This window comes from Amycolatopsis sp. NBC_00355, assembly GCF_036104975.1.
Taxonomy (GTDB): Bacteria; Actinomycetota; Actinomycetes; order Mycobacteriales; family Pseudonocardiaceae; genus Amycolatopsis.
Genome location: NZ_CP107982.1, coordinates 10,404,371 through 10,431,045, shown reverse-complemented (window position 1 = coordinate 10,431,045; position 26,675 = coordinate 10,404,371). Strand labels below are relative to the sequence as shown.

Sequence of the window (26,675 nt, the reverse complement as noted above, 5' to 3'; positions counted from 1 at the left end):
TTGGACGCGGCGCGCGTGGGGGCCCACGGTGGAGGACATGGACCACCTCACCACGGCTCGCACCGCGCTCGGGCCGCTCGGCGTCTACCTGCCGATCTCGTTCACCCGTTCCCCGTCCGCCGACGACCAGCGCGAAGGCGCGCGACGGCTGGAGCGCGCCGGGTACCGCACCGCCTGGACCAACGAGGTCGTCGGCGGCAAGGACGCCCTGGTTCAGCTCTCGGTGCTGCTGGCCGCGACGGAACGGCTGACGTTCGGCACCGGCATCGCGAACATCTGGGCCCGCGAGCCGCAGACGCTGCACGCGGCCGCGGCGCAGCTCGCCGACGCGTACCCGGGCCGGCTCGTGCTCGGCATCGGCGTCGGCCACGCGCCGCAGGCCGCCGGGGCCGGGCGTGAGTACGGCAGCCCGGTGAAGACGCTGCGCGACTACCTGGAGCGGATGACGGCGGAGACGTGGCCGCCCGCGCCGGAGGTGGCCTACCCGCGGATCCTCGGCGCGAACGGACCGAAGATGCTGGCGCTGGCCGGGGAACTCGCCGACGGCGCCTACCCCGCGAACCTGCCCCCGGCGTACACGACCGAAGCCCGCAAGACGCTGGGCGCGGACAAGCTGCTGGTGGTCGGCCTGACGGTGGTCACCGAGTCCGACCCCGCGCAGGCTCGGGTGGCGGCGAGGGAGAAGGTGGCCAACAGCCTGGGCCTGCCGTGGTACGGGAAAGCCATGGAGCGCCTGGGTTTCGACGTGTCGGATCAGGACGCTCTCGCAGATGCGGTGGTCGCCCACGGCGGCCCGGACGCGATCGCGGCGAAGGCGCGGGAGCACCTGGCGGCGGGCGCGGACCACGTCCTGCTGATGCCCCCGACGACCGACGACTTCCTCGCCGACGTCGCGGCGCTGGAACGACTCGCGCCCGCGTTCGGCACCCTGGGGTGAGGGCGCCGGACGCGGGCGCGGAGCCTGCCTATCGGTCAGCTCAGACCAGGTCGTACCGGTCGGCGTTCATGACCTTGTGCCACGCGGCCACGAAGTCCTGGACGAACTTCTCCTTGGCGTCGTCGCTCGCGTAGACCTCGGCCAGCGCGCGCAGCTCCGAGTTGGAGCCGAACACCAGGTCGGCGCGGGAGCCGGTCCACTTGACCTCGCCGGTGGCGCGGTCGCGGCCCTCGAAGGTCTCCTGGTCCTCCGAGTCGGGCGCTGTGGACTTCCACTCGGTCTCCATGTCGAGGAGGTTCGCGAAGAAGTCGTTCGTCAGGGCACCCGGCGTCGAGGTCAGCACACCCAGCGACGTCTGCTTGTGGTTCGCCCCCAGCACGCGCAGGCCGCCGATGAGGACGGTCAGCTCCGGCGCGCTCAGGTTCAGCAGGTTCGCGCGGTCGATCAGCAGGAACTCCGACGGCAGGCGGTGGCCCTTGCCGCGGTAGTTGCGGAACCCGTCGATCGTCGGCTCGAGCGGCGCGAAGGACTCCGCGTCGGTCTGCTCCTGCGTCGCGTCGGTGCGGCCCGGGGTGAACGGCACCGTGATGTCGACGCCCGCGTCCTTGGCGGCCTTCTCGACGGCGGCCGCGCCACCGAGCACGATCAGGTCGGCCAGCGAGATCTTCTTGCCACCGGCGGCGAAGGACTCCTGGACGCCCTCCAGCGTGCGCAGCACCTGCGCGAGCTGGTCGGGCTCGTTGACCTCCCACCCGCGCTGCGGCTCGAGGCGGATCCGGGCGCCGTTCGCGCCGCCGCGCTTGTCGCTGGCGCGGAACGTCGAGGCCGACGCCCACGCGGTCGAGACGAGCTGGGCGACGGTCAGGCCCGAGTCGAGCAGCTTGGCCTTGAGGTCGGCCACGTCCGCGTCGGAGACCAGCTCGTGGTCGACGGCGGGGACGCGGTCCTGCCAGATCAGGGCTTCCTGCGGCACCAGCGGGCCGAGGTAACGCTGGATCGGGCCCATGTCGCGGTGGGTGAGCTTGTACCAGGCGCGGGCGAAGGCGTCCGCGAACTGGTCCGGGTTCTCGTGGAAGCGCTTGGAGATCTGCTCATAGACCGGGTCGACGCGCAGCGCCAGGTCGGTCGTCAGCATCGTCGGCTTGCGGGCCGGGTCACCGGCCTCCGGGCCGGGGATGGTGTCCTCGGCGTCCTTGGCCACCCACTGGTGGGCGCCGGCCGGGCTCTTCGACAGCTCCCACTCGTAGCCGAACAGGTTGTCGAAGAACTGGTTGCTCCACTGCGTCGGCGTCGAGGTCCAGGTGACCTCGAGACCGCTGGTGATGGCGTCGCGGCCCTTGCCGGAACCGAAGGTGTTGTTCCAGCCGAGGCCCTGCTCCTCGAGGCCGGCGCCCTCGGGCTCCGGGCCGACGTGCTCGTCGGGGTCGGCCGCGCCGTGGGTCTTGCCGAAGGTGTGGCCACCGGCGATGAGGGCGACGGTCTCCTCGTCGTTCATCGCCATCCGGCCGAACGTCTCGCGGATGTCGCGGGCCGAGGCCAGCGGGTCCGGGTTGCCGTTCGGGCCTTCGGGGTTGACGTAGATGAGGCCCATCTGGACCGCGGCGAGCGGGTTCTCGAGGTCGCGGTCACCGGTGTAGCGCTCGTCGCCCAGCCAGGTGCGCTCCGGGCCCCAGTACACGTCCTCGTCCGGCTCCCACACGTCGGCGCGGCCGCCGGCGAAGCCGAAGGTCTTGAAGCCCATGGTCTCCAGGGCGCGGTTGCCCGTGAAGATCATCAGGTCGGCCCACGAGATCTTCTGACCGTACTTCTTCTTGACCGGCCACAGCAGGCGGCGGGCCTTGTCGAGGTTCCCGTTGTCCGGCCAGCTGTTCAGCGGCGCGAAGCGCTGCATGCCGGCGCCCGCTCCCCCGCGGCCGTCGTCGATGCGGTAGGTACCGGCGCTGTGCCACGCCATGCGGATCATGAACGGCCCGTAGTGCCCGAAGTCGGCGGGCCACCACTCCTTCGACGTGGTCAGCACCGCGTCGACGTCCGCGGCGAGCGCGTCCAGGTCGACGGTCTTGAACGCGGCGGCGTAGTCGAAGTCCTCACCCAGGGGGTTGGCCACGGCGGGGTGCTTGCGCAGGATCTTCAGGTTGAGCTGGTTCGGCCACCAGTCGCGGTTCCCCGCGCCTTCGGTCGGGTGGTTGCGACGCCCGGCCGAGACCGGGCAGCCGCCCGCGTTCTCCTCGTTCATCTCGCCGACAACGGCGTCAGGACTGTCAGACACAGGAATCCTTCCGGGAATCGAACAGTGTTCAGGAACTCGAGCAGTCGGGGCACAGGCCCCGGTAGACGACCTCGGCCTCGTCGATGACGAACCCGTGGGCGTCGGAGGCGGTCAGGCAGGGCGCGTCGCCGACGGCGCAGTCGACGTCGGCGATGGCTCCGCAGGACCGGCACACGACGTGGTGGTGGTTGTCCCCGACCCGGGCTTCGTAGCGCGCCACCGAACCCGGTGGCTGGATGCGCCGGAGCAGCCCCGCGCCGGTCAGCGCCCGCAGGACGTCGTAGACGGCCTGGTGGGACACTTCGCCGAGGTCGCCGCGCACGACACCGATGATCGAGTCGGTGTCGGCGTGCGGGTGGACGTGCACCGCGGTCAGCACCGCCAGCCGTGGACGCGTGACGCGCAGGGACACCCCGCGCAGCATCCGCTCGAACTCCGAAGTCGTGGGCACGGCGGCGAGTCTGCCCGATAATCTTGAATGAATCAAGATTGAGTCCGCCGAAGCCACCCATCCGGGTCTTGACCGCTACAGCTCGGCCCGGTGGTCGTCGGACCGGCCGTGCCGCGGGCACGGGTGCCCGGCCTCGCGGGGGCAGAGCACCCACATCTCCGACGCCGTGAAGGCGTACAGCCGGTACGGCGACGGCGCCGTGACGTCGTCGAGGCTCACACCCGCGGCACCGTCGCCGCGGGGGTAGCTCGCCAAGGCGCGTTCGAGGTCGTCGCCGGCGAGCTCCCGCGCTTCGCCCGCCGCGTACACCGCGCGGCCGTGGTACGGCGCCACCGTCGAGTCGAAGACGACCGCGCTCACCCGCGGGCGTCCGGCGAGGTTGCGGGAGTGGCGGGCGTCGGCGGCCGAGACCCAAACGAACTCCCGGTCGCCCGCGGGGGCGAAGTAGACCGGGGAAAGCCAGGGCGCGCCGTCCGGGCCGGTCGTGCCGAGGGTCAGGTAGCGGTTCGCCTCGATCAGGTCCCGCGCGTGGGCCGTGAGGTCGCTGTCGGTCATCGGGGCATCCAACCGCATTGCCCGATCGGTGAGACCGAGATCACGAGCGACGGCGTTTATCGGTCTTCTCGCCGGGTAACCGACCGGGGTCCGGGTTGGTTCACTTCTCCCAGGAGTTGTTCGATGACCAGCGTCCTGACCGGTGGCCGCGAAAACGCCCGCCGGGTCCCACTCCAGCAGCGCCGGCCGGACGGGGGCGATCCCTCCGTCGAGCTCGCGAGGCTCGCCGCCCTGGCCGAACTGGCCCGGCGCACGACGCCGCCGATCATGCACCGCGCCATCCTCGCCGGCGCCGACCCGGCGAACGTGGCCGAGGCCGCGAAGCTGAGCGCCGCCCAGGCCCACATCCGCTGGAACGAGTGGGCGGGCACGACGGTCCCCCTCGACGAGTACCTGCGGGTGCACACCGCGTTCGCCGCCGCGATCGGCGCCCACCACGACGTCATCCAGGAGACCTGATGTCCACGACCACCGACACGCCGGGCACCGGATCGACGCTCGCCGAGCTGGCCGCCTTGGGCGAAGCCGCGACGGGCCTCCTGGCGGAGATCACCGAGCACCTCGAGCAGCTGGCCCCGCCCGCGAAGGACTGAGGGCGCCGATCCGCCGATCACCCACGTCCACTGTGGACGTGGGTTTCGTGCTTCGCGCCCTCGGCCGGGCCGATCACGCGCCGGCCAGGCTCAGGTGAGCCGTGTGCGCGGCGGCTGCGGTTTTGTCGCCGCCGGGAAACCGAGGTGCTCCGAAACCTGCGCCGCGGCCTCCGCCGTCCTCGATCCGGCCGCGTCGAGCCGGTCCGCCAGCCTGGCCGCGGGGGCGGAGATGTTCAGCGCCGCCACCACCCGGCCGCGGAAGTCGCGGACCGGGGCCGACACGCCGACCAGACCCTCCTCGAACTCCTCGTGCACGCGGGCGAAGCCGTCGCGGCGGCACTCCTGGATCTTCGCCCACAGCTGCGGCAGCGTGGCGACCTCCGAGCGCGGGTCGTCGGCGTCGAAAGCGGGGAACCGGACGTACAGCTCGTCCGGGCTCGCGTCGAGCAGCAGGACCCGCCCCGCCGACGTGCAGTACGCGGGAACCCCGCGACCCTCCCAGTCGTGGGCGCGGAACGAATGGCCGGACACCGAGAGCAGCGTCAGCACCTCCTGCTCGCGCAGGACGCACAGGTGGCTGGTCTCCTCGAGGTCCGCCGACAGCGCGTGCATCACCGGTTCGGCGGCACGCACCAGCCGATCCTCGGCCGTGCGGGCGACCAGGGAGAACAGCCGCCAGCCCAGCCGGTAGCCGAGGGTGTCCGGGTCGCGCTCGACGACGCCCTCTTCGGCGAGCGCCTTGAGCGCCCGCGAGACCTGGCTCTTCTCCCGGCCGGTCAGCTGCGCCAGCCGGACGACGCCGAGCCCGCCGGCCCGCTGCGCTTCGGGTGAGGCGAGGGCCTCCAGCAGGTCCAGGTCACGGCGCAGACCGTGGCCCGAAGGCCGGGCCGCGTCGTCCGGGAGCGTCATCTCCGGACGTTAACAGTTGGCCTGAGCGCAACGCGCGTTGCGATGTATCGCCGGCCCTTGCCGCCGGTTCCGGGCGCTCCTAACGTCGAACCCGATGAAGATCACCGACATCGTCCTGGACCGGCTGCGGCTCGACCTCGACCCGCCGCTGCGCGCGGCGTGGGACCCGCGGCCGCGGCGCCACTTCGACGCGACGATCGTGCGCGTCCACACCGACGAAGGCGTCACCGGCATCGGGTCCGGCGACACGATGGCCGGGTTCGACGCGGTCGAGGACCTGTTCCTCGGCGAAGACCCGCTCGACATCGTGCGGCACGTGAAGGCCATCGAGACGGCCGGCTTCCACGGCGGCCGCTTCTGGCCGCTGGAAGCCGCGCTGTGGGACATCATCGGCAAAGTCGCCGGGCTCCCCGTTTCGACCCTGTTCGGCAACGCGGCCAAGGCGGTCCCGGCGTACGCGTCGTCGGCCGAGCTCAAGCCGCCCGCCGAGCGGGTCGAGACGGCGCTGCGGGCGCGCGAAGCCGGGTTCCAGGCCATGAAGATCCGCATCGACCGCGACCACGTCGCCGACGGGATCGCCGCCGTCACCGCGGTGCGCGACGCGCTCGGGCCCGACTTCGCGATCATGGTCGACCTCAACCAGTCCTGGCGGATGGCCGGGGACACGGCCACCGCGTCGGATCTCGCCAAGACCCGCGGGATCGTGCGGCGGCTGGCCGAGCTGGACGTCTTCTGGGTCGAGGAGCCGCTCCCCTACGAGGACGTCGACGGCTTCCGGACGCTGCGCGCGGAGAACCCCGGCGTCCGGATCGCGGCCGGCGAGATGCACCACTCGGTGCCCGAACTGCTGCGCTACCTGGAACACGATGTCCTCGACGTATACCAGATGGACGTCGTGCTCGCGGTCGGCATGCACCGGGCGCGCACGCTCGCCGAAGTGGCCCAGCTCAAGCACCGGGCCTTCACCCCGCACAGCTGGACCAACGGCATCGGCGTGCTGGCCAACCTGCACGTGGCGGCCGGGGTCGGCGGCGGGCCGTTCTTCGAGTTCCCGTGGGACCCGCCCGGCTGGACGCCGCAGCGGCGCGACTTCATGCTGGCGGAGCCGCTCATGATCACCCCCGAAGGCACCCTCGATGTCCCGGCCCGGCCGGGGCTCGGCATCGAACTGGACGAGGAGGCGGTGGCCCGGTGGCGGATCTGACGCACCAGGACTGGCAGTCCCTGGCGGACAAGCTGACCTTCGAGACCCGGCCGTTCGTCGGCGGCCGGCCCGTCGAGTCCACTTCGGACACGACGTTCGCGAGCACGTCCCCGCGGGACGGCCGGGAGCTGACGCGGATCCCGGCCGGCGGCGCCGAAGACGTCGACCGGGCGGTCCACGCGGCGCGGGCGTCCTTCGAGGACGGCCGGTGGCGTGACCTCGCGCCGCGCGAGCGCAAACGCATTCTCCTGCGCTGGGCCGAGTCCATCGTGGACAACGCGGACGAGCTGGCGCTGCTCGACTCCCTCGAGATGGGCAAGCCGGTCGGCGAGGCGCGGCGGGTCGACGTCACCAAGGCCGCCGAGACGATCGCGTGGTACGCCGAGACGATCGACAAGACCTACGACGAGGTCGCGCCGACCCCCGGCGACGCGCTGGCGTGGATCACCCGGGAGCCGCTCGGCGTGATCGGCGTCGTCGTCCCGTGGAACTACGCCCTGCTCATCACGTCCTGGAAGCTGGGCCCGGCGCTGGCCACCGGCAACTCCGTCGTCGTCAAGCCCGCAGAGCAGACGTCGCTGGCCACGCTGCTGCTGGCCCGGCTGGCGAGCGAGGCCGGGCTGCCGGACGGCGTGCTCAACGTCGTCCCGGGCCGCGGCGAGGTCGTCGGCCAGGCATTGGGGCGCCACCACGACGTCGACAAGATCGCGTTCACCGGCTCGGCCGAGGTCGCGCGGTTGTTCCAGGTCTACGCCGGGGAGTCCAACGGCAAGCAGGTCGCCGTCGAGGCGGGCGGCAAGTCCCCGCAGCTGGTGCTGCCCGGCGCCGACTTGGCGGCAGCGGCTTCGGCGGTCGCGTGGGGCATCTTCTACAACGCCGGGCAGACCTGCAACGCGGGTTCGCGCCTGGTCGTGCCCGCGGCGCTGAAGGACGAACTGCTGGCCGAGATCGTCTCGATCACGGACTCGACGTTCCGGATCGGCGACCCGCTGGACCCGGCGACCGTGCTCGGCCCGCTCGTCGACGACGTCCAGCTGGACCGCGTCCTGGGTTACCTCGACGGCGCCCGGGCCGACGGCGCGACGATCACCCACGGCGGCGACCGGGTGCTCACCGAGACCGGCGGGACGTACCTCGCACCGACCATCGTGGACGGCGTGCGGCCCGGGATGACCATCGCCCGCGAGGAGGTCTTCGGACCGGTGCTGTCGGTGCTCACCTACGACGGCGATGTCGGCGAAGGCGTCCGGCTGGCCAACGACAGCGACTTCGGGCTGGTCGCGTCGGTCTGGACCCGCGACGTCACGACCGCCCACCGCGTCGCGCGGCAGCTGCGCGCCGGGACGGTGTGGATCAACACCTTCGACGCCAGCGACGTGATCACCCCGTTCGGCGGCTTCAAGGCGACCGGCGCCGGTCGCGACAAGTCGTTGCACGCCCTCGACGCCTACACCGCCCTCAAAACCACCTGGCTCGCGCTCCCGGAGGATTAGCGTGCGACTCAGCATCGAACCGACCGGCCGGACCGAATTCGGCCCGGGTGTGGTCGCCGACCTGCCCGCCTACGTCGACACCTTGGCCCGCACACGCGCGTTCGTGGTCACCGACCGCGGCCTGCGCGCCACCGGGATCGTCGGGCGCGTCGAGAAGATCCTGGCCGCGGCCGGGCTCGACCACGCCGTCCACGAAGACGTCGGCCCGAACCCGTCGACGGCCGAGCTCGACCGCGGTGCCGCGCGGCTGCGCGAGTTCGGCGACACCGCCGCCGTCGCCGTGGTCGCCCTCGGTGGCGGTTCGGCGCTGGACGCGGCCAAGGGCATCTCGCTGCTCGCCGGCAACCCCGGCGCGGCGGCCGCGGACGCGGATCGGCTGTGGGACGCGGAAGCCGGGCCGCCCTTGATCGCCGTGCCGACGACGTCGGGCACCGGCGCCGAGACCAACGGTTTCGGCGTCACGGAAGACCTTCGCGCCCGCCGGAAGGTCTACATCGGACATCCGTCGGTGAAACCGCGGATCGCGGTGCTGGACCCGGAGCTGACCGTCGGCCTGCCGCCGGCCGTGACCGCGGCCACCGGCCTGGACGCGCTCGTGCACGGCATCGAGTCGCTCGCCTCGCGTGGGTCGAGCCCGGTGTCCGCGGCCTACGCGGCCCAGGCGGTCACGCTGGTCGGCCGCTGGCTGCCGATCGCCCATCGTGACGGCGGCGACCTGGAGGCACGCTCGCAGCTGATGCTCGGCGCCCACTTGGCGGGCCACGCGCTGACACTCTCGGGCCTCGGGCTGGTCCACGGCCTCGGCCACGCGCTGACGGCCCACACGGGCACCCCCCACGGCGTCGCGCTGGCCGCCGTGCTCGAAGAGGTGATGGCCTTCAGCGCGCCGTCCGCCCAGGCCGCGTACGAAGCGGTGGGCCGCGCGCTGCGGGTGACACCCGAACCGGACTGGGCGGAGGCGTCGATCGCGGCGGTCCGCGAGGTGTCGGGCGCGCTCGGGATCAAGCGTCCGCTGCGCGACCTCGGCGTCACCGCGGACCTGATCCCGGCGATCGCCGAGGGAGCACTGGCCGACGCGGTGACCAGGAACGCCCCGCGGCAGCCCTCGGCGGCGGAGACCGTGGAACTGCTGCGGTCGGTGTACTAAAGTCTCAAGAAAGGGCAGCCGCACTTCGCGCGGGTGACGATCGGGCAGGACGACGTGGAGTCGTTCACGCCGATGGGGTTCGACCAGTGGTTCCGGCTGTTCATCCCGGTGGCCGAAGGGTCGCTCGACAGGCTGCCGAACAAGCTCAACGCCTTGGCGTACGCCAAGTTCCTGACCATCGCCAGGACGAGCCGGCCGGTGCTGCGGAACTACTCGGTCCGCGCGTACCGGCCCGACGGCCCCGACGGGCCGGAGCTCGACGTCGACTTCGTCCTGCACGGTTCCGCCGAAGACGGCACCGCCGGCCCCGCCGCGACCTGGGCGCGGACCTGCACGCGGGGTGACGCGGTCGCGATCCTCGACGAGGGCATCGGCTTCAACCCGGCCCCCGGCCGCGAGCACCTCCTGCTCGTCGCGGACGAGACCGGCCTGCCGGCGATCGCGGGAGTGCTGGCCTCACTCCCCCGCGACGCGACCGGGCACGCCCTGATCGAACTCCCCGACGCCGAGGATCAGCAGCCTCTCGACGCGCCTCCCGGGATCGAGGTCACCTGGCTGCCGCGCGGCCGTGGGGGCGTCCCCGGGCGGGCGGTGCTGGCCGCCGCCCAGGACGTGCCTGTGCCGGCGGGTCCGGTGCACGGCTGGGTGGTCGGGGAGTCGGCCATGGCCGTCGCGCTGCGCCGGCATTGGGTGCGGGCCGGGATCCCCAAGAACGACGTCATGTTCTGCGGTTACTGGAAGGCCCGCTGAACCCGCGTTCCTGGACGACCCAGGTGTTGCCGTCCGGGTCGGCGAAGTCCAGGAAGCTCGCGTAGTCACGCCGCTCCGGGTCGGCTCCGGGCGCGAAATCCCCTTGCCAGTCCACGGATTTCTTGTGCCGGACCTCGCCGACGCGGACACCGCGGCCGGCCAGTTCGCGGTGCGCGGCTTCGATGTCGGCCACCACCAGGTAACCGGCGCGGGCCGAACCGGGGGCCGCGTCGGTCAGGCCGGTGCCGAACTGGATCGAGCACGCCGAACCGGGCGGGGTCAGCTGCACGACGCGGAACCCGTCGTGCGGCCGGTAGTCGACGTCCGGCGTGAAGCCGGCTTGCTCGGTGTAGAACCGGGCCGCCCGGTCGACGTCGGCGACGGGCAGGGTCACGACCTCGATGCGGTAGTCCATCAGGTGCCGTCCTGTGTCGGGGTGGACATGGGTTTTCTCCGTTCAGACAAGGGGTTCGCCGCCGTCGACGCCGAGTGTGACGCCGGTCAGGAAGGTGCTGGTGAGCGCGAAGACGACCGCGTCGGCGATGTCCTCGGGGCGGCCGATGCGCCGCGCGGGGTTCGTGGCCGTGCGGGTGGCGAACAGCTCGGCCTTCTTCTCCGCGCCGAGGCCGTCGTAGGCGCCGGTGTCGATCGTGCCCGGCGAGACCGCGGTGACGCGGATCGGCGCCAGCTCGACGGCGAGGCCGCGGGTCACGACGTCGACGGCCGCGTTGGTCGCGCCCACCGCGAGCATGCCGGCGGCGGGCTTGCGGGCGGACGAGCCCGAGAAGAAGACGAACGAGCCGTCCTCGGGCATGCGTGGGGCGATGTGCTTGGCCAGCAGGATCGGGCCGAGCACCTTGACCTCGAACGACTTCAGCACGGTGTCGTGGTCGAGGTCGCCGACCGCGCCGCGGGCGCGGGCCGAAGCCGTCGACACGACGTGGTCGACCCGGCCGAGCCGCCCGGCCAGCGCGGCGACGCCGGCTTCGTCGGTGAGGTCGGCTCGCTCGGCCGTGACGCCCGGGTCGTCGTAGGCCGCAGCGAGGGCTTCCGGATCACGACCGGCGACGACGACCGCCGCGCCCGCCTCCCGGAGGGCAAGGGTGACAGCGCGGGCGATCCCGCTGCCGCGGCCGACGACGAGCACGCGGCGGTCTTTCAAGGTGGTGGACATGGTCACTCCGTTCAGGTGCGGACGACCGCGGCGCAGGACCGCAGCTCGTCCGGATCCGGGCCGCGGTCGACGCCGCGCGGTGTCACCGCCTGGCCCGGTTCAAGGGCCGGTTTGCGGTCGTTGAGGTCCGAAGCGAATCCGGTGCCGCAGTGGTGGACATGGTCACTGCGCTCCAGCAGGAACGCCTGCAGCGCGCGCCTGGCCGCTCGTCCGGATCCAAGCCGCGGTCGACGCCGTGCCGGGTCATGCTCCGGCTCGACCCGAGGTCGACCCGCAGTCGTCGAGGTCAGAGAAGAAGCCCGCCGCAGTGATGGACATGGTCACTGCGTTCCAGCAGGAACGCCTGCGGCGCGCGACCGCAGCTCGTCCGGATCCAAGCCGCGGTCGACGCCGTGGGGGGTCACCGTCTGGCCCGGTTCGAGGGCCAGCTTGCGGTCGTCCAGCCAGACGTCGACGAGGTCCGGTTCGAACGAGACGAACCCGGACACGCGCGCCACCTCGGGCCACGCCTCGGGGTACGACCAGGCGGCGCGCTTGCGGGAGCCGATGTCGAAGTAGCCGGCCAACCCCTTGTAGGGGCAGAAAGTCCGGCCCTCGACCGGCGTCAACGTCGTCTGGTCGATGTCTTCGCGCGGCACGTACCAGCGGGGTGCGAAGCCGGACTCGTAGAGCACGACCGGGCGCCGGGTGTCGGCGATGACGCGGTCTCCGTCACGCACCACCAGGTGCCGGGACGTCTGCCGGATGTCGACGCGGTGGTACGGGTCGGCCGCGTGCCCGAGGATCCGCTCGTCCTCTTCGTAGAACGCGTCCATCGCCCGCCAGGCGAAGGCGACGCGATCGCGCAGGACGCCGGCGTGGTCCGGGAGCCCGGTGTACTGCCAGGCCGCCCGCGGCGCCTCCCGCTCGCCCGCCCGCACGGTGAACCACGCGGCCGGGCCGAGGTCGCGGTGGGTCGTCGTGCGGGTCTCGGTGCCGAGCACGCCTTCGGCGACGTCTTCGCGCGGGAAGTACGCCACCGGGTAGCGGTTCGGCTCGTGCAGGAGCACGACGTCCTCGCTGTCGGCCACCCACTGCCCGCCGAAGCGGACGCGCATCCGGCGGCGGAGCGGCTCGGCGAACGCCATGCGCTCCGGTAGCGGCTGCGCCACCAGGAAGTGCCCCACCGCCCGCTCCGAGAGCGGTCCTTGCTGCCATGCCAGTCCCATGACCTGCCCCTTTCCAACTAACCCTTTCGATCATCTTTACTGGTTAGACACGAAACCACGCCACGGTGTAACCTGTCAAGGACGAGTTGGGAGGTTAGACCGATGAGCTTCGAGAAGCTGCTGCTCGACCTGCTGAACAGCACCCCCGTGCGCAACGGCGCACCCGAGGACGACCTGGCCGACGAGGCACTCGGCCGCAGCTGGCTCGCCGCCCACGGCCAGCCGGCGTCGGAAGAGGAGCTGCGCGCGCTGCGCGAGGCGCGGGCCGTGCTGCAGCGGATCGTGCGCGGCGAGGCCCCCGCGGCGACGGCCGCGCCGTTCATCGAAGACCTGAGCTACCGGGCGCACTTCGCGGACGACGAGATCCAGTGGGAACTCGACCCCGCGCCCGGCCACTCCGCCGCGTCCCGGGCCGTGCTCGCCTGGGCCGACCTCACGAAGGCCGGCGGGAACCGGCTGCGCCCGTGCGCCAACCCGGAGTGCCGGCTGTTCCTGATCGACCACAGCAAACCCAACAGCGCGCGCTGGTGCTCGATGGCGGTCTGCGGCAACCGCATGAAAGCCCGGCGGCACTACCAGCGCTCGCGCGCCGAATCCGCGGAGTGAAACCGTGCCCAGACTGCTGTCGCTCAACGTCGGGAAGCCGAAGGACGTGCCCTGGCAGGGCCGGACCGTCCACACCGGAATCTTCAAGTACCCCGTCGACGGCCCGGTGATGGTCCGCCGGCTCAACATCGACGGTGACGGGCAGGGCGATCTGGGCGGCCACGGCGGCGAGAACCGCGCGGTGCTCGTCTACCAGCGCCAGTCCTACGAGTTCTGGCGCGGCGAACTGGGCCGTGACGACCTCGAATACGGCCAGTTCGGCGAGAACTTCACCGTCGACGGCCTGCCCGACGACGAGGTGCACATCGGTGACCGCTACCGGATCGGGGAGGCCGAGTTCGAGGTCACCCAGCCGCGCGTCACGTGCTTCCGGGTGGGCATGCGCCTCGGCGAGCCGCGGATCCCGGCGCTGCTGGTCGCGCACCACCGGCCCGGCTTCTACCTCCGGGTGATTCGCGAAGGCCGGGTCCGGGCGGGTGACGAGATCGTCCGCACCCGGACCGGGCGCCACGAGATGAGCGTCGCCGCCGTCGACGCGCTGCTCTACCTGCCCGGCCGCGACCCCGCCGATCTCCGCAAGGCCGTCGACATCCCGGCGCTCAGCCCCGGCTGGCTGGGGTCGTTCCGCGACCTGCTCGCCGAAGACGAGCACAAAGCCGAACAAGAGCCCGAAGCCGTGGCCTGGACCGGGTTCCGTGACCTGCGCGTCTCCCGCGTCGTGCCGGAGAGCACGACCGTCACGTCGATCCACCTCACCACCCCGGACGGCTCGCCGCTCCCCCGGCCCGCGCCCGGCCAGTTCCTCACGCTCCGCGTCCCCGGGGCCGGCGACCCGGCGCCGGTCCGCAGCTACTCGCTCTCGGCGATGCCGTCGGATTCCGAGTACCGGATCAGCGTGAAGCGGGAGACCCCCGGCGCGGTGAGCGGGTTCCTGCACACCCGGCTGGCCGCCGGCGCGATCCTGCCGGTCGCCGCGCCCCGCGGCGACTTCGTCCTGGCCGACGACGACTCCCCGGTGCTGCTGATCTCCGCGGGCATCGGTGTCACGCCGGTCCTGGCGATGCTGCACGCGCTGGCGGCGGCCGGCAGCACCCGCGACATCCGCTGGCTGCACACCACGCATTCGGCCGCCGAACACGCCTTCGCCGGCGAAGCGCGCAAGCTGCTGGCCGGTCTCCCCCACGCCCGCGAGTACGTCCGCTACACGGCGGACACCCCGCCGCCCGGCACGCCGGACACCCGGCGCGGCCGCCTCGACCGGGCCACTTTGTCCACTTTGGACCTGCCGGTCGACGCGACCGCATACGTTTGCGGTCCCGGCGGATTCATGACCGCGACGCGGGAAGCGCTCGTCGGGCTCGGGCTGGCACCCGGCCGGGTCCACAGTGAACTGTTCGGCGCCCTGCCGGCGATCAACCCCGGGATCGTCGGCGCCGTCCACGCGACACCCCACCCGCCGGCCACTCCGCCGGGCACCGGTCCCCAGGTCACCTTCGCCCGCAGCGGGCTGAGCGTGCCGTGGAGCGAGGACTACCCGAACGTCCTGGAGTTCGCCGAGGCGTGCGACGTCCCGACCCGCTGGTCCTGCCGGTCCGGCGTCTGCCAGACGTGCGTGACACCGGTGCTCTCGGGCGAGGTCGGGTACGAGCCCGGCCCCCTGGAGGATCCGCCGCCGGGCACGACCCTCGTGTGCTGCGCCCGGCCGCGGTCGGACCTGGTGCTGGACCTGTGACGCCCGGACGGCGCACTCGCGAGAGCCGTGGCAGTCTCGGGACCATGACGTCAGAACGGTTCGAAGTGACCCGCAAGGTCGAGGCGCCGCCGGAAAAGGTGTTCGCCCTGCTGACCGATCCCCAGGGGCACGTCGCCATCGACAGCTCCGGGATGCTGCAGTCCGCGGACGGCGAACCGGTGCGCGGGACCGGTGACGAGTTCGTCGTCCACATGGACCGCGAAGCCCTCAACGACGTGCCGATGGGCAAGTACGACGTCACGGTGGTCATCACGGAGTACGAGCAGGACAGCCGGCTGGAGTGGACGATCTCCGGCACCATCCAGCCGCCGATCCGGCACCTCTACGGCTACCGGCTCGAGGCGGACGGCACCGGCACGCTCGTGACGTCGTACTACGACTGGAGCCGGATCGAACAGCGGTACCGGGACAAGATCGACTTCCCGATCATCCCCGAGACGGCGTTGCGCGCCACCCTCGGCATCCTGGCCCGCACGGTGGAATGACGCCCTGGAGCAGCGCCCGACTCAGGTCGGGTGCCCGAGGTGATCACGCGGACTAAAGTGAAGGCACCCCGACCACCGGAGGGGCCGTGGAGCTGGAACTGCGTCACCTGCGCGCGCTCGTGGCCGTCGCCGAAACACGCAGTGTCACCCGGGCCGCCCGGGTGCTGCGGGTTTCGCAGCCCGCGCTGTCCGGCCTGCTGCGCCGGGTCGAACGGTCGGTCGGCGGCCTGCTGTTCGTCCGCTCCCCCACCGGTTGTGTCCCGACTCCGCTGGGCGCGGACGTCGTCGCCGAGGCGCGCACCGTGCTCGCCGGGGTCTCCGCGCTGACCGAACGGCTCGGCGAACAGCGGGCGCCGGCCGGGCCGCTGCGCGTCGGCGGGTACTGCGGCTTCCTGCACCTGGCCGTTTCGCGGTGGCTGCGGGACCAGCCGTGGTGCCACGGGGTGAGCGTGCAGGAGGACCAGGACGAGGCCGTCGCGCCGGCGCGGATCGCCGCGGGCACGCTCGACCTGGCGCTGGTCTACCTGCCGCCGCTGCCCGACGCGGTCGTGCCGGACGGCGTCGAAAGTGTCGTCGTGCACCCGCGCGAGCCGGTGTTCGTGATCCTCGCGCACGACCATCCCCTGGCGCGGGCCCGGACCGTGCCGTTCGCCGCGCTCGCCGAGCACCCGTGGGCGGACGACCCGCCGGGCACCACGCGGTGGTCGGCCTACCTGCAACGGGTGTGCCGCCGGTACGGGGTCGCGCTCGACCAGCCGCACCGGCCGCAGTGCCTGGCGACGCTGCTGGACCTCGTCCGGGCCGGCATGGCTGTCGCGCCGGCGCTCGCGACGCGTGAGGAGCTCCCGGCGACCATCGTCGTGCGGGCCATCGAAGGCGCGCCGCTGTGGCAGGAGCTGCGGCTCTGCTACCGGCCGGGCACGCCGGTGGCGGCGCGGATCGGCGAGATCCACGACGCGGTCGTCCGCGCCTACGCCGGCCGGCAGGGCTGCAGTGCCGCGTTCGACCACTGGTGGCGCGAGCGCGGCCGCGAGCTGCTGCCGGCCGGCTGAGCTCAGACGGTGACGCGCCAGGTGCTGTTCGGGGACGGGACCTCGAACCGCAGGGTCGAGCAGTCGTAGTCGGCGGGCCGCGGGTTCGAGGTGGGCCGCAGCGGCGAGTTCGTCGCCGACGCCGCCACCCACTGCCCGGCGACCCGCAGCCGCAGCGAGCTCGACTCGAACACCGCTCCCCGCGCGTCCGCGCAGTAGTAGGCGTTGCCGGTCGCGGGGTTGCGCGTCGAGTAGAGCTCGAAGATGTCCCAGCCCTCGTCGAGCCCGCTCTGGTCGCCGCCGCTCTGGGTGAACAGCGTGTCCCACGCGCCGGTCTTCACGTTGCGGAGCGACGCGGTCCAGCTGTTGGCCGTGGTGTTCGTCCGGACCTCCTGCACGGTGTAGGCCGGGTGCCCGTCGACGGTGCTGGTGTAGTTCGCGAGGAACGCGCTGTCGATCGGCACGACCTTGGCCGGTGACACCGACCGGCACCAGTCCCACGCCCAGACCTGCGCGGCCTGGCCGAGCCCGTAGGCGGTGACCACCTCGACGCACGAGTGGCCGGTGGGCTTCACGGTCGGCGCGTAGACGACGTCCGAGGAGTTGGAGATCCGCAGGTTCGGCGTGACGCTCTGGGTCACGACCAGGCCGTCGGCGCTGGTGGCCAGCTGGGGTTCCGGGCCCCAGAAGGTGTGCTTCTGCGCGGCGGCCCGGGGCGCCGCGCGGCCCGCCTGCTCCCGGCGGATCTCGAGGAACCGGTCGGCCGAGGGCCCGGCGGCGGCCGTGGCGGCGGCGCTGGTCAGACCGGGCACGGTCCCGCCCGGCGCGGAAATCGGCACAGCGGCCGGAACCGGGGCGGCGGCCGGCACGGCCACGGCGAGCGCCGCGACCACGGCGGCGCAGAAGACGGTGAACAGGTTCCGCATTTCGGCATCTCCTCGGGGGCGAAGGAAACGCACGGACGGTGGGGGGCGGGGAGGACGCCGTCCGCGGCCACCGGAGGGTAGGCGGGGATTTCCCCTGCGCGGCAGCGACTTTCGGCGGGTCGGACCGGGTCACCGCAGGTCGCGGGGGTCATAGGAATCGCGACGGGAAGGCGTTATGCCGCCGTTCGGCGCAGGGTCTGTCCCTAGTGGACGGACCCGCGCGTTCGGCGCGGCGGACCGGGTGGATGGGTGCGGCACCCGTTCGGGCGAGTCCGGTCCCAGGTCATGGGCACGGTTGCGGATGGGTGCATCCGAGGGGTCCACTCGGCCCAACCACACCTACCGCGGAAGGACCACCATGTCGGTCACCGACGAGCTTTTGGCCAACAACGCCGAGTACGCCGCGCAGTTCTCCGGGCCGCTGCCGCTGCCGCCCGCCAAGCACGTCGCCGTCCTGGCCTGCATGGACGCCCGCATCAACGTCTACGGTGTCCTCGGCCTCGAAGAAGGCGAAGCCCACGTCATCCGCAACGCCGGCGGGGTCGTCACCGAGGACGAGATCCGGTCGCTCGCCATCAGCCAGCGGCTGCTCGGCACCGAGGAGATCATCCTCATCCACCACACCGACTGCGGCATGCTGACCTTCACCGACGACGACTTCAAGAAGTCGATCCAGGAGGACGTCGGCGTCAAGCCCGCCTGGGCCGCCGAATCCTTCACCGACCTCGACACCGATGTCCGCCAGTCGATCGCGCGGATCAAGAACAGCCCGTACGTCCCCAAGAAGGACTCGGTGCGCGGGTTCGTCTTCGACGTCGCGACCGGGAAGCTCGACGAGGTCGTCTGACCTCAGGCGGGGAACGACGCCGGACCGAAGCGGCCCCACGCGAGGAACGCCGCGAGCGCGAGGTAGGTCAGGTTCAGCGCCACGAACCTGCCGGCACCCTCGTGGCGGAGGTGGGTGATCATCGCCCCGATCATCAGCAGCACCCAGCAGGCGGCGGTGATCGGCACGAGCACCGGCGCGACGCCGACCAGGGCGGGCAGCACCAGGCCGATCGCGGCCAGGAGTTCGAGGACTCCGAGGGTCTTGACGAAGCCGGCACCGAAGTCCCCGGTCCACTGCCCGCCGGGGATCCCGGCCAGTTTTTCCTTCGGCACGAAGGTTTTGCTGACCCCACCGGTCAATGCGACGAGGGCGAGCAGTGCGGCGACGATCCACAGTGCGAGGTTCACGGGGTTCTCCTGGGGTCTCGGTGATCGACCTGGAGATGCCGCCGGGCCGGCGTTTGTGACACATTGCCGACAGTGAGCGCGCGACTACGACACTGCGGCGATACTGCATCTTTGGAGCGACAAGGGTGATCTACCTCAACAGGGCGTAACAGATCACCCGCATGGTCGATACTCCGTTCGTGTCCGGGACGCCCGGACCTTCACGAGGGGACCCATCGCTCATGTCTCGACTCCGCCTGGGAGCGCTCATCGCCACCGGGGCCGTCGCCGCCCTGATCTCCGCCGGGTGCTCCAGCACCTCCGGGACCGCCGAGCCGGCCGGCGCGTCCGCCGCTCCCGCCGCCGCTTCCACCTCCGCCGAAGCCAAGGCCGCGTCGCTCGACGCCAAGCAGGCCGGGACCGCCGTGGTCGCCGCCGCGAAGCAGGCCAAGGCCGTGCACGTGCGGGGCACCGTCTCCGAGGGCGGGAACATCAACCTGGACCTGCAGCTCAACCCGGACAGCGCGAGCGGCACCATCGTGAAGGACGGCCTCGAGGTCCCGGTGCTGCGCGTCGGCGACAAGTACTACTTCCGGTTCAGCGAGTCGCTGATCAAGGAGGCCGGGATCCCGGCGTCGCTGAGCAAGCCGCTCAAGGACAAGTGGGTGCCCTCGACGTCACAGATCGGCGCGGGCATGGGCGAGGCGTTCAAGCAGTTCCTCGACTACAAGACCTTCACCGACAACACCATCGGCGAGATCGACTCGGCGACCTTCTCCGGCGGCGAGCAGACGACCGCGGGCGGCGTCCCGGCCCTGAACTTCACCAGCTCCGACGGCACCGCGACGGTGGCCGCCGCCGAGCCGCACTACCTGCTGCGCATGCAGGAGCCGAAGAGCGGCACGATGGAGTTCAGCGACTGGGACAAGCCGACGACGGTCACCGCGCCGAAGGCCTCGGAGATCTACTCCGGCCCGGGCGCCTGACCCGACGACACCCGGGCCCGGCAGCGACGTGCTGCCGGGCCCGTTTCGTTTTCAGGTCCGGGTCCCACACCGGCTTCGGCGTGACCTCCCGCGGCTGGACGACGCACTTGTGCAGGCCGGCGACCGCGCTCCCCCGCGTGCCGTCCACCTGGAACTCGACCAGCTCGTCGCGGTGCACGCGCACGCACCACGACGAGTTCAGCTGCACCACGATCCCGCCGTCGAGTTCGAAGATCGCGTACGCGGCGTCGTCGGCTGTCGCGTCGTAAGGCAGAACATGTCCACGACGATCCCGCCGCCGTCCTCGGCCCGGTAGTTCCGGCTGGGGCGCTGCGCGCTCTGCCAATCGCCTTCGAAGACCCAGTAGCCGAACTCCCCGCGCACGGACAGGATCCGGCCGAAGAACCCGCTGTCCACCAGCCGCGCGAGCTTGCGCAGGCCGGGTAGGTACAGCTTGTCGTGCACGACGCCGTTCTTCACTCCCGCCGCGGCCGCCTGCCGGGCGAGCGTCAACGCGCCGTCGACGGATTCCGCCAGGGGCTTCTCGGTGTAGATGTGCTTGCCGGCGTCGAGCGCCCGGCCGATCGACTTCTCGCGGACCGACGTCAGCTGCGCATCGAAGTACAGCGGGAAGCCGCCGTCGGCGAGCGCGGTGTCGAGGTCGGTGGTCCAGCGGGTCAGGCCGTGCCGGCCCACGATGGTCTCGAGCGGTTCGGCGGCCGGGCAGTCCGGCGCGGCGGCGGGAGAGGGCTTGTTTTCGTTTCCGGAAATGCGAAAACGCCCGCGTTTCGGCGGGCGCGCAAAATCGGAACACAAAAGAAAGTCCCGCTTCCGCTCGGCGAAGGCTGAGGGGAGGATGCCTGCGAGCGGAAGCGGGAGTTCGAGGCCGGTACGGGGGTCGCCTCGCGGCGAGTGGCGCGACACGGCTCCGGCGGACCGGTGTTCCGTGAAGGCAAGGGGTGAGGCCCGGGGACCCACCCGTACCGACACCCGTTACAACGCTTCGGGGAACACGGTGTTCCCGCAGCTCACGGTGACGTGCGGCACTCGCCACCGGGTTTGCCCGCCCCTGCTCCGGGTATTCCGGCGAACACCACCGACGAAAGAGTTCCCTTGCCCATGCCGAGTTCATGCTGACCGTCCTCTTCGGCGTCGCCGGGCTGCTCGCGCTCGCCGCCGCGGTGCTGCCGAAGCTGGTGGCCGAACGGCCGTTTTCGACCCCGCTCGTGATGCTGATCGCCGGCATCGGCCTCGGGCTCCTGCCGTTGCCCGCGCCCTACGGCGGCGGCTGGACCGACCCGACCGCGCACCTGGAGAGCGTCGAATCGTTCGCCCAGCTGGGCATCCTGGTGTCCCTGGCCGGCGCCGGGCTGTCCGTGGATCGCCCGTTCGGGTTCCGCGCCTGGGCGTCGACCTGGCGGCTGCTCGGGATCACGATGCCCGCCATGATCGTCGTGGTCGCGGTGCTCGGCTGGTGGTGGCTGGCCCTGCCCGCCAGCGCGGCCCTGCTGCTCGGCTCGGTGCTCGCGCCGACCGACCCGGTGCTGGCCGGGGACGTCGGGGTGCCTTCACCCGACGTCGAGCCGGAACTGGCGCGGAACAACGAGATCCGGTTCACCCTGACCACCGAGGCCGGGCTCAACGACGGGCTGACGATGCCGTTCGTCCTGCTGGCGCTGGCGCTCGCCGGGCAACGCGCGGGTGTCGACCTGCGGTGGGTCCTCGTCGACCTCGTGCTGCCGGTCGCGGTCGGCGTGCTCGTCGGGCTGGCCGCCGGGTGGGTGCTGGGCTGGGCGATGTTCCGGGCGCCGTCGTCGCGACTGCGGCTGGCCGAGTACGCCGACGGGCTCGTGCTGCTCGCCCTGGCGTTCCTGCCGTACGCGGTCGCGGAACTGGTGCACGGCAACGGGTTCGTCGCGGTCTTCGTGGCCGCCGTCGCGGTGCGCACGCAGGAGCGGTCCCACGAGTACCACGGCGTGCTGCACTCGTTCGGGCGACAGCTGGAACGGCTGTTCGTCGCGATCGCGCTGCTCGGGCTCGGTCTGGCCCTCGGCGACGGGCTGCTGCAGGGCATCACGGTCGTCGAGGTGGTGCTGACGGTGGTCGCGGTCCTGGTCGTCCGGCCGGTGCTCGGCTGGCTTTCCCTGCTCGGCTCGTCGGCCGGCCGGCACGCCTCCCCCGCCATCGCGTTCTTCGGCGTGCGCGGGATCGGCACGCTCTTCTACCTCGCCTACGCCCTCGACCGGTTCCCGGTGCCGCGCCCGGACGTCCTGTGGCGGATCGGCGCGCTCGCCGTCGCGCTGTCGGTGGTGGTGCACGGCATCCTCGCCGAGCCGGCGATCCGCCGGATCGAGTCCCTCGGCGGCCACCTCCCGGTCGGCTGACGCCCGTTTGTCCCGGGCTCCCGCGGGTAGCCCTCGTGCATGAGCCCAGACGAGGACGCCGTCGTCCGGCACCGCCTCCACGCGAAGTTCGCCGGCCCGTCCTGGCTGCAGCCGTGGCTCGAACGCCACAGCGGCTTCGACCTCGACGCGACCGGGCTGCACGTCCACCTCGGCCCCTGGTCCGTCTCGACGCCGCTGGCCAACCTCGCCGGCGCCGAGGTCAGCGGGCCGTTCAAGCCGTGGCGCGCGCTCGGCGTGCGGCTGTCCTTGGCCGACCGCGGCCTGACGTTCGGCACGAACGCGGCCCGCGGCCTCTGCGTCCGGTTCCGGGACCCGGTGCCCGGCATCGAGCCGTCCGGGCTGCTGCGGCACCCCTCGCTGACGGCGACGATCGCCGAGCCCGACCTGGTCGCCGACGTCCTCAACCAGGCGATCGGCGCCTGACTCAGCGCCCGGCCAGTCGCTCCAGCAGGTGCCGGACCGGGAGCGTCATCGCGCCCAGGCCCAGCGCCGGCGTCACGCCGTCCTCCGGGGCCGCCAGCCGCCGCTCCAAGTGGGCCAGCAGCTCGCGGCCGCGGTCCAGGTCCACCGGGTGGCCGGTGGTGCCGACGGCGCGGACGACGTCGGCGAGGCTCTCGATGAGCTCGGCCAGCGCGTCGCGGGCGTCGGGCCACGGGAGGACGAACGTCTCCTCGTGCTCCGACGCCGTCCGGACCGCGCCGATCAGCTGCTCCACCGGGGGCCAGAGCGAGATCAGCGTCTCGGTCCGGCGGTCGTGGTCGTGACCGGAGCGGGGGTGCCGCCGCCGCAGGTTGAGGACGCGCTCCTCCTGGGTCCGGCGGACGGCGTCGGCGGCGGCCGTGACCAGGCTGCGCAGCTCGCGGGCCTCACCGAGCCAGTCCTCGACGTCGCCGGGCGGCTCGGCGGCGCGGATCAGCGCGGCCGTGCCGGCGAGGAACGCGGCCATCGCCTCGGCCAGCCGGCCGGCCGCCGCCGCGATGCGCTGGCCGAACAGCGGCGGGTACACCAGCGCGTTGACGGCCGCGCCGATCGCCGCGCCCAGGGCCGTCTCGATGAGGCGGTCGCCGAGCAGCACCGTCGGCGTCCCGTAGGCGATCAGCAGCATGCCGGTGACGCCGACCCAGACCCCGGAGTCGCCGAAGCGGCGCCACGACCCGGCCAGCAGGCCCAGGAACACCACCAGCCCCAGCGCCACCGCGGGCCACGGGATCAGCTGCCCGGCGATCCCCGCCAGCACGACGCCGGCGGCGACCGCGCCGACCTGCTGCGCCCAGCCCCGCACCGACCGGTAGACCGTGGTCTCCACCAGGAAGACCGCGGCGTAGGGCGCCAGGAACGGCTGCGGCAGGTGCAGCACCGCCGTCGCCAGCAGCCACGCCCCGGTCGCCGCCAGAGTCGCCTTCGCCGCCTGCACGAGGACGTGACGTTCCCGGCCCGGCACGCGGAACGCGCGCGTCAGCCAGCCCAGCGGCGTCCGGACGCCTTGGCCCAGGATGTCGTCACCGGCCGCCGATGTCGTCTGGTCCACCCGCCGCGACTACCCGCCCCGGCGCCGGATCACGCATGATCGCCCGGAATCCGGGTACCCCGCAGGCATGATCACGTGGGAGGCCAGACCGGCGCACGGTCTGTTGGAAACCGCTCCGCCGAAGCCGCTGCCGCTGCCCCGGTCCACCGCCTCGATCGGGTCGGACCTCCGGACGCTGTACACGGCGGGCGCGCTCGAGCTGCCGCAGCCCGGCACCGGCGGGCTCGTCGGGCGGTGGGCCGCGCTGGCCGCCCTCGGCCGCATCGACCTGACCCTCGCGCGGCTGGCCGAAGGGCACACCGACGCCGTCGCGATCCTCGGTGAAGCCGGCCTGACGCCTGTGCCCGGCGCGCTCTACGGCGTCTGGGCGGCGAAGTCCGGCGGCACCGGCGCGACCCTCGAGGATGGCAGGCTCGGCGGCACCGTCCGGTTCTGCTCGGGACTGTCCCTGCTGGACCGGGCCCTGGTCGCGGCGGGCGACCGGCTGGTCGACGTCGACCTCACCGACCCCGGCGTGCAGCGGCACCCGGACACCTGGCAGGCGGTCGGGATGGACGCCTCCGACAGCGGCGACGTCGTCTTCGACGGCATCCTGGTGTCCGCCGACGCGCTCATCGGCCCGCCGGACTGGTACATCGGGCGGCCCGGCTTCGCCCTGGGCGGTGGCGGGGTCGCCGCCGTCTGGCTCGGCGGGGCGGCCGGCGTTTTCGACGGCGTCCTGGCGTACCTGCGCGAAACCGGCCGCGCCGACGAGCACCAGCTGGCCCACCTGGGCGCGATGCACGCCGCGCTGCGCTCGGCCGAGACGCTGCTGCTGCACGCGGCCGGCACCATCGAACAGGCCGCCGACCCGTGGCACGTCGCGAGCACCTGCCGCGCCGGCGTCGAGCACGCGGTCCGCGAGATCCTCGACCACGCGCCCCGGCTGACCGGCGCGAGCCCGCTGGGCCGCGACCGCCGGTTCGCGCAGCGGCTGGCCGACCTCGGCGTGTACGTCCGCCAGCACCACGCCGAACGCGACCTCGCCGCGCTCGGCCGGCAGGTGCTGGCCACCGTGGAGGACGTGTGATCCCCGAGTCCGCGTGGACCCGGGAGTTTCCCGGGTGGACGGACGACCCGTTCGGCCGCGCGCTGGTCGTCGCCGCTCACCCGGACGACGAAACCCTGGGCGCGAGCGGCCTGCTGCAGCACCTGCACGCCGCGGGCACGGCCGTGACGCTGGTGGTCGCCACCGACGGCGAGGCCGCGTTCCCCGACGCCGGCCCCGGCGAGCGCCGGGAGCTGGGCCGGACCCGGCGCCGGGAACTGCGGGATTCCCTGCGGGAGCAAGGACTTTCCGACGTCGAACCGGTCTGGCTCGGCCTGCCCGACTCCGGGCTCGCCGCGCACGAGGACGTCCTGACCGACGCCTTGCGGGAGCACGCCGAAGGCCGCGACCTCGTGCTGCTGCCGTGGCCGGAGGACCCGCACCCGGACCACCGCGCGGCCGGGCGGGCCGCGCTCGCCGCCGCGCCGGTGTCCGCCCACCGCTGGTCCTACCCGATCTGGCTGTGGCACCGACGGTCCCCTTCGGACACCGGGATCCCGTGGCACCACGCGCGTTCCTACCGGTTGACCGACGCGGAGCGCACCGCGAAGGCCGCCGCCGTCGCGACGTTCACCTCGCAGCTCAAGCCCGGTCCGCGGGGCGAGGACCCGATCCTGCCGCCGGACGTCCTGGCGCACTTCGACCGGCCGGCCGAGACGTTCTTCCGGGAACCGCCCGCGCGGTCGGCGCCGGTGAGCCGGTTCGCGCAGCTGTACGCCGCCGACGACGACCCGTGGCACGTCGCCGACGGCTGGTACGAGCGGCGCAAGCGGGCAGTGCTGCTCGCTTCGCTGCCGCAGGAGCACTACGGCACGATCGTCGAGCCGGCCTGCGGCCTCGGCCTGCTCACCCGCGACCTGGCACCGCGTTGTGACCGGCTGGACGCCTTCGACCCGGTACCCGACGCCGTCTCCCGGACCGCCGCGTCGGTCGCCGGTCTGTCGCATGTGGACGTCCACAGTGGATCCGTCCCGGCCGGGATCCCGGAGGGACCGGTGGATCTGCTGGTGTACAGCGAACTCCTGTACTACCTGGACGACGCCGACCTCACCGCGACCATCGAGGCGTCGGCGGCGGCGCTGCGGCCGGGCGGGGACCTGGTCGCCGTCCACTGGCGGCCGTGGGCCCCGGAGGCGCCCCGCGACGCCGCCGAAGCGCACGCACGGCTGCTCGCGCACCCGGCGTTCGAGCAGGTCGTGGCCCATACGGACGAGGCGTTCCTGCTGCACGTGCTGAGGCGCCGGTGATCACGGCGGTCGGCGTGGTCGTCCCGGCCCGGGACGAGCGGGATCTGATCGAGCCGTGCCTGCGCGCGCTCCGGCGGGCGTTGTGGCGGCTGCCCGCGCGGGTCGAGCGGGCGGTGTGCGTGGTCGCCGACCGGTGCGCGGACGACACCGCGGCCCGCGCCCGCGCGACGTTCGGCGGCTGGGCGACGGGCCGGGTCGTGGTCACCGACCGGCCTCGCACGATCGGCGAAGTCCGCGACCTCGGCGTCCACGCGGTGCGGGCCGGGCTGGCCGGCCACGCGGCGTCGGAGGTACTGCTGCTCAACACCGACGCCGACACGCAGGTCGCCTCGGGTTGGGCACGCGAGCACCTGCGCCGCGTCGAACGGGGCGCGCACGCGGTCACCGGCCCGGCCGAGCTGGCGGGCCCGTTCCCCGGGTCCCCGCACGCGGCCCGCCGCTACCACGCGGTGGTTTCGGGCGGGGTGAACGTCTACGGCGCCAACCTCGGCGTCCGCGCGGACGCGTTCGACACGGTCGGCGGCTTCGGCGTCTGCCGGACGGGCGAGGACCACGACCTGTGGCGGCGTCTCGGCGAAGCCGGGTTCCGCTGCCGGGTGGAGCCCGCGGCGGTGGTGCGGACCAGCTCGCGCCTCGATGGGCGGGCACCGGACGGGCTGGCCGCGCTGCTGCGGACCACGTTGCGGGAAGAACCCGTCGCCTGAGCGGCCGCGGCC

28 protein-coding genes and 2 pseudogenes are annotated in these 26,675 nt (G+C 72.8%); 19 read left to right on the top strand and 11 right to left on the bottom strand.

Annotated features, from left to right (window positions below; genetic code table 11):
- Positions 1-37 precede the first annotated feature (37 nt).
- Positions 38-937, top strand: a complete 900-nt coding sequence (locus OHS18_RS48265) for a TIGR03620 family F420-dependent LLM class oxidoreductase (protein WP_328615367.1) — start codon at positions 38-40, stop codon at positions 935-937.
- A 40-nt stretch (positions 938-977) separates the two neighbouring features.
- On the opposite strand, the gene katG is transcribed toward OHS18_RS48265, so the two are convergent.
- From katG to OHS18_RS48250, 3 genes are all read right to left on the bottom strand, one after another.
- Positions 978-3,206 carry a catalase/peroxidase HPI gene (katG, locus tag OHS18_RS48260; RefSeq protein ID WP_328615366.1) on the bottom strand — a complete coding sequence of 743 codons (2,229 nt, stop codon included), beginning with the start codon at positions 3,204-3,206 and terminating at the stop codon, positions 978-980.
- 28 nt (positions 3,207-3,234) lie between these two features.
- Complete coding sequence (locus OHS18_RS48255; protein WP_328457509.1) at positions 3,235-3,657, bottom strand: Fur family transcriptional regulator; 423 nt, start codon at positions 3,655-3,657, stop codon at positions 3,235-3,237.
- A 75-nt stretch (positions 3,658-3,732) separates the two neighbouring features.
- Positions 3,733-4,212, bottom strand: a complete 480-nt coding sequence (locus OHS18_RS48250; RefSeq protein WP_328615365.1) for a pyridoxamine 5'-phosphate oxidase family protein — start codon at positions 4,210-4,212, stop codon at positions 3,733-3,735.
- Between the two features lie 123 nt (positions 4,213-4,335).
- Here OHS18_RS48250 and OHS18_RS48245 point away from each other — a divergent pair, with 123 nt between their 5' ends.
- The gene (locus OHS18_RS48245) at positions 4,336-4,671 is read left to right on the top strand and encodes a hypothetical protein (RefSeq protein WP_328457513.1); all 336 of its coding nucleotides are present in this window, start codon (positions 4,336-4,338) and stop codon (positions 4,669-4,671) included.
- A complete protein-coding gene (locus tag OHS18_RS48240; RefSeq protein ID WP_328457515.1) occupies positions 4,671-4,805 on the top strand; it encodes a hypothetical protein in 135 nt (44 codons plus the stop codon). Before OHS18_RS48245 ends, OHS18_RS48240 begins: the two co-directional genes overlap by 1 nt.
- Before the next feature lie 90 nt (positions 4,806-4,895).
- On the opposite strand, the gene OHS18_RS48235 is transcribed toward OHS18_RS48240, so the two are convergent.
- Positions 4,896-5,714, bottom strand: coding sequence for an IclR family transcriptional regulator (locus OHS18_RS48235; protein ID WP_328615364.1), 819 nt, complete (start codon positions 5,712-5,714; stop codon positions 4,896-4,898).
- A 94-nt stretch (positions 5,715-5,808) separates the two neighbouring features.
- Here OHS18_RS48235 and OHS18_RS48230 point away from each other — a divergent pair, with 94 nt between their 5' ends.
- The 5 genes and pseudogenes from OHS18_RS48230 to OHS18_RS48210 all read left to right on the top strand — a co-directional run bounded on the left by OHS18_RS48230 (position 5,809) and on the right by OHS18_RS48210 (position 10,308).
- Positions 5,809-6,918, top strand: a complete 1,110-nt coding sequence (locus tag OHS18_RS48230; protein WP_328615363.1) for a mandelate racemase/muconate lactonizing enzyme family protein — start codon at positions 5,809-5,811, stop codon at positions 6,916-6,918.
- Positions 6,906-8,411 carry an aldehyde dehydrogenase family protein gene (locus tag OHS18_RS48225; protein ID WP_328615362.1) on the top strand — a complete coding sequence of 502 codons (1,506 nt, stop codon included), beginning with the start codon at positions 6,906-6,908 and terminating at the stop codon, positions 8,409-8,411. The genes OHS18_RS48230 and OHS18_RS48225 overlap by 13 nt, the downstream gene beginning before the upstream one ends.
- Position 8,412: 1 nt before the next feature.
- On the top strand, positions 8,413-9,558 hold the full coding sequence (locus tag OHS18_RS48220; RefSeq protein ID WP_328615361.1) for an iron-containing alcohol dehydrogenase family protein: 1,146 nt from the start codon (positions 8,413-8,415) through the stop codon (positions 9,556-9,558).
- 30 nt (positions 9,559-9,588) lie between these two features.
- A pseudogene (locus tag OHS18_RS48215) lies at positions 9,589-9,909 on the top strand (siderophore-interacting protein); the annotation flags it as partial.
- Between the two features lie 96 nt (positions 9,910-10,005).
- Positions 10,006-10,308, top strand: coding sequence for a siderophore-interacting protein (locus tag OHS18_RS48210; protein ID WP_328618701.1), 303 nt, complete (start codon positions 10,006-10,008; stop codon positions 10,306-10,308).
- Here the strand turns inward: OHS18_RS48210 and OHS18_RS48205 are convergent.
- From OHS18_RS48205 to OHS18_RS48195, 3 genes are all read right to left on the bottom strand, one after another.
- Positions 10,277-10,723 (bottom strand): VOC family protein, encoded by a 447-nt coding sequence (locus OHS18_RS48205; protein WP_328615360.1) that lies wholly within the window; start codon positions 10,721-10,723, stop codon positions 10,277-10,279. The two genes, OHS18_RS48210 and OHS18_RS48205, sit on opposite strands and share 32 nt — an antisense overlap.
- A 42-nt stretch (positions 10,724-10,765) precedes the next feature.
- Positions 10,766-11,482, bottom strand: coding sequence for an SDR family oxidoreductase (locus OHS18_RS48200; protein ID WP_328615359.1), 717 nt, complete (start codon positions 11,480-11,482; stop codon positions 10,766-10,768).
- Between the two features lie 320 nt (positions 11,483-11,802).
- A complete protein-coding gene (locus OHS18_RS48195; protein WP_328615358.1) occupies positions 11,803-12,690 on the bottom strand; it encodes a DUF427 domain-containing protein in 888 nt (295 codons plus the stop codon).
- A 102-nt stretch (positions 12,691-12,792) separates the two neighbouring features.
- Here OHS18_RS48195 and OHS18_RS48190 point away from each other — a divergent pair, with 102 nt between their 5' ends.
- The 4 genes from OHS18_RS48190 (at position 12,793) to OHS18_RS48175 (ending at position 16,586) form a co-directional block, all read left to right on the top strand.
- Positions 12,793-13,296, top strand: a complete 504-nt coding sequence (locus OHS18_RS48190) for a CGNR zinc finger domain-containing protein (RefSeq protein ID WP_328457531.1) — start codon at positions 12,793-12,795, stop codon at positions 13,294-13,296.
- Between the two features lie 4 nt (positions 13,297-13,300).
- The gene (locus OHS18_RS48185) at positions 13,301-15,028 is read left to right on the top strand and encodes an MOSC and FAD-binding oxidoreductase domain-containing protein (RefSeq protein WP_328615357.1); all 1,728 of its coding nucleotides are present in this window, start codon (positions 13,301-13,303) and stop codon (positions 15,026-15,028) included.
- A 44-nt stretch (positions 15,029-15,072) separates the two neighbouring features.
- The gene (locus tag OHS18_RS48180; protein WP_328457535.1) at positions 15,073-15,534 is read left to right on the top strand and encodes an SRPBCC family protein; all 462 of its coding nucleotides are present in this window, start codon (positions 15,073-15,075) and stop codon (positions 15,532-15,534) included.
- Positions 15,535-15,620: 86 nt separating this feature from the next.
- Positions 15,621-16,586, top strand: a complete 966-nt coding sequence (locus OHS18_RS48175) for a LysR family transcriptional regulator (protein WP_328615356.1) — start codon at positions 15,621-15,623, stop codon at positions 16,584-16,586.
- Positions 16,587-16,588: 2 nt separating this feature from the next.
- Here OHS18_RS48175 and OHS18_RS48170 read toward each other — a convergent pair whose 3' ends face one another.
- Positions 16,589-17,491, bottom strand: a complete 903-nt coding sequence (locus OHS18_RS48170) for a carbohydrate-binding protein (protein ID WP_328615355.1) — start codon at positions 17,489-17,491, stop codon at positions 16,589-16,591.
- Between the two features lie 358 nt (positions 17,492-17,849).
- Between OHS18_RS48170 and OHS18_RS48165 the strand changes: the two genes are divergently transcribed.
- Positions 17,850-18,338, top strand: a complete 489-nt coding sequence (locus OHS18_RS48165) for a beta-class carbonic anhydrase (RefSeq protein ID WP_328457541.1) — start codon at positions 17,850-17,852, stop codon at positions 18,336-18,338.
- 2 nt (positions 18,339-18,340) lie between these two features.
- Here OHS18_RS48165 and OHS18_RS48160 read toward each other — a convergent pair whose 3' ends face one another.
- Positions 18,341-18,727, bottom strand: a complete 387-nt coding sequence (locus OHS18_RS48160; RefSeq protein ID WP_328457543.1) for a DoxX family protein — start codon at positions 18,725-18,727, stop codon at positions 18,341-18,343.
- A gap of 221 nt (positions 18,728-18,948) precedes the next feature.
- On the opposite strand from OHS18_RS48160, the gene OHS18_RS48155 reads away from it, so the two are divergent.
- Positions 18,949-19,692: a hypothetical protein gene (locus OHS18_RS48155; RefSeq protein ID WP_326948162.1), complete on the top strand. Its 744-nt coding sequence runs from the start codon at positions 18,949-18,951 to the stop codon at positions 19,690-19,692.
- A gap of 52 nt (positions 19,693-19,744) precedes the next feature.
- Here the strand turns inward: OHS18_RS48155 and OHS18_RS48150 are convergent.
- Positions 19,745-20,550, bottom strand: a pseudogene (locus OHS18_RS48150) (Gfo/Idh/MocA family protein); the annotation flags it as partial.
- A gap of 272 nt (positions 20,551-20,822) precedes the next feature.
- Here OHS18_RS48150 and OHS18_RS48145 point away from each other — a divergent pair.
- The gene (locus tag OHS18_RS48145) at positions 20,823-22,076 is read left to right on the top strand and encodes a cation:proton antiporter domain-containing protein (RefSeq protein WP_328457546.1); all 1,254 of its coding nucleotides are present in this window, start codon (positions 20,823-20,825) and stop codon (positions 22,074-22,076) included.
- 39 nt (positions 22,077-22,115) lie between these two features.
- On the top strand, positions 22,116-22,520 hold the full coding sequence (locus OHS18_RS48140) for a hypothetical protein (RefSeq protein WP_328457548.1): 405 nt from the start codon (positions 22,116-22,118) through the stop codon (positions 22,518-22,520).
- A gap of 1 nt (position 22,521) precedes the next feature.
- Here the strand turns inward: OHS18_RS48140 and OHS18_RS48135 are convergent, their stop codons facing one another.
- On the bottom strand, positions 22,522-23,625 hold the full coding sequence (locus tag OHS18_RS48135) for an FUSC family protein (protein ID WP_328615354.1): 1,104 nt from the start codon (positions 23,623-23,625) through the stop codon (positions 22,522-22,524).
- 67 nt (positions 23,626-23,692) lie between these two features.
- Between OHS18_RS48135 and OHS18_RS48130 the strand changes: the two genes are divergently transcribed.
- Genes OHS18_RS48130 through OHS18_RS48120 form a run of 3 tightly spaced genes read left to right on the top strand, consistent with a single transcriptional unit; the run spans position 23,693 to position 26,663 of the window.
- Entirely contained in the window at positions 23,693-24,694 is a 1,002-nt protein-coding gene (locus tag OHS18_RS48130) for an acyl-CoA dehydrogenase family protein (protein WP_328457552.1), read from the top strand.
- Entirely contained in the window at positions 24,691-25,959 is a 1,269-nt protein-coding gene (locus tag OHS18_RS48125) for a bifunctional PIG-L family deacetylase/class I SAM-dependent methyltransferase (RefSeq protein ID WP_328615353.1), read from the top strand. Before OHS18_RS48130 ends, OHS18_RS48125 begins: the two co-directional genes overlap by 4 nt.
- Positions 25,956-26,663 (top strand): glycosyltransferase, encoded by a 708-nt coding sequence (locus OHS18_RS48120; protein WP_328457556.1) that lies wholly within the window; start codon positions 25,956-25,958, stop codon positions 26,661-26,663. Before OHS18_RS48125 ends, OHS18_RS48120 begins: the two co-directional genes overlap by 4 nt.
- Positions 26,664-26,675: the final 12 nt, after the last annotated feature.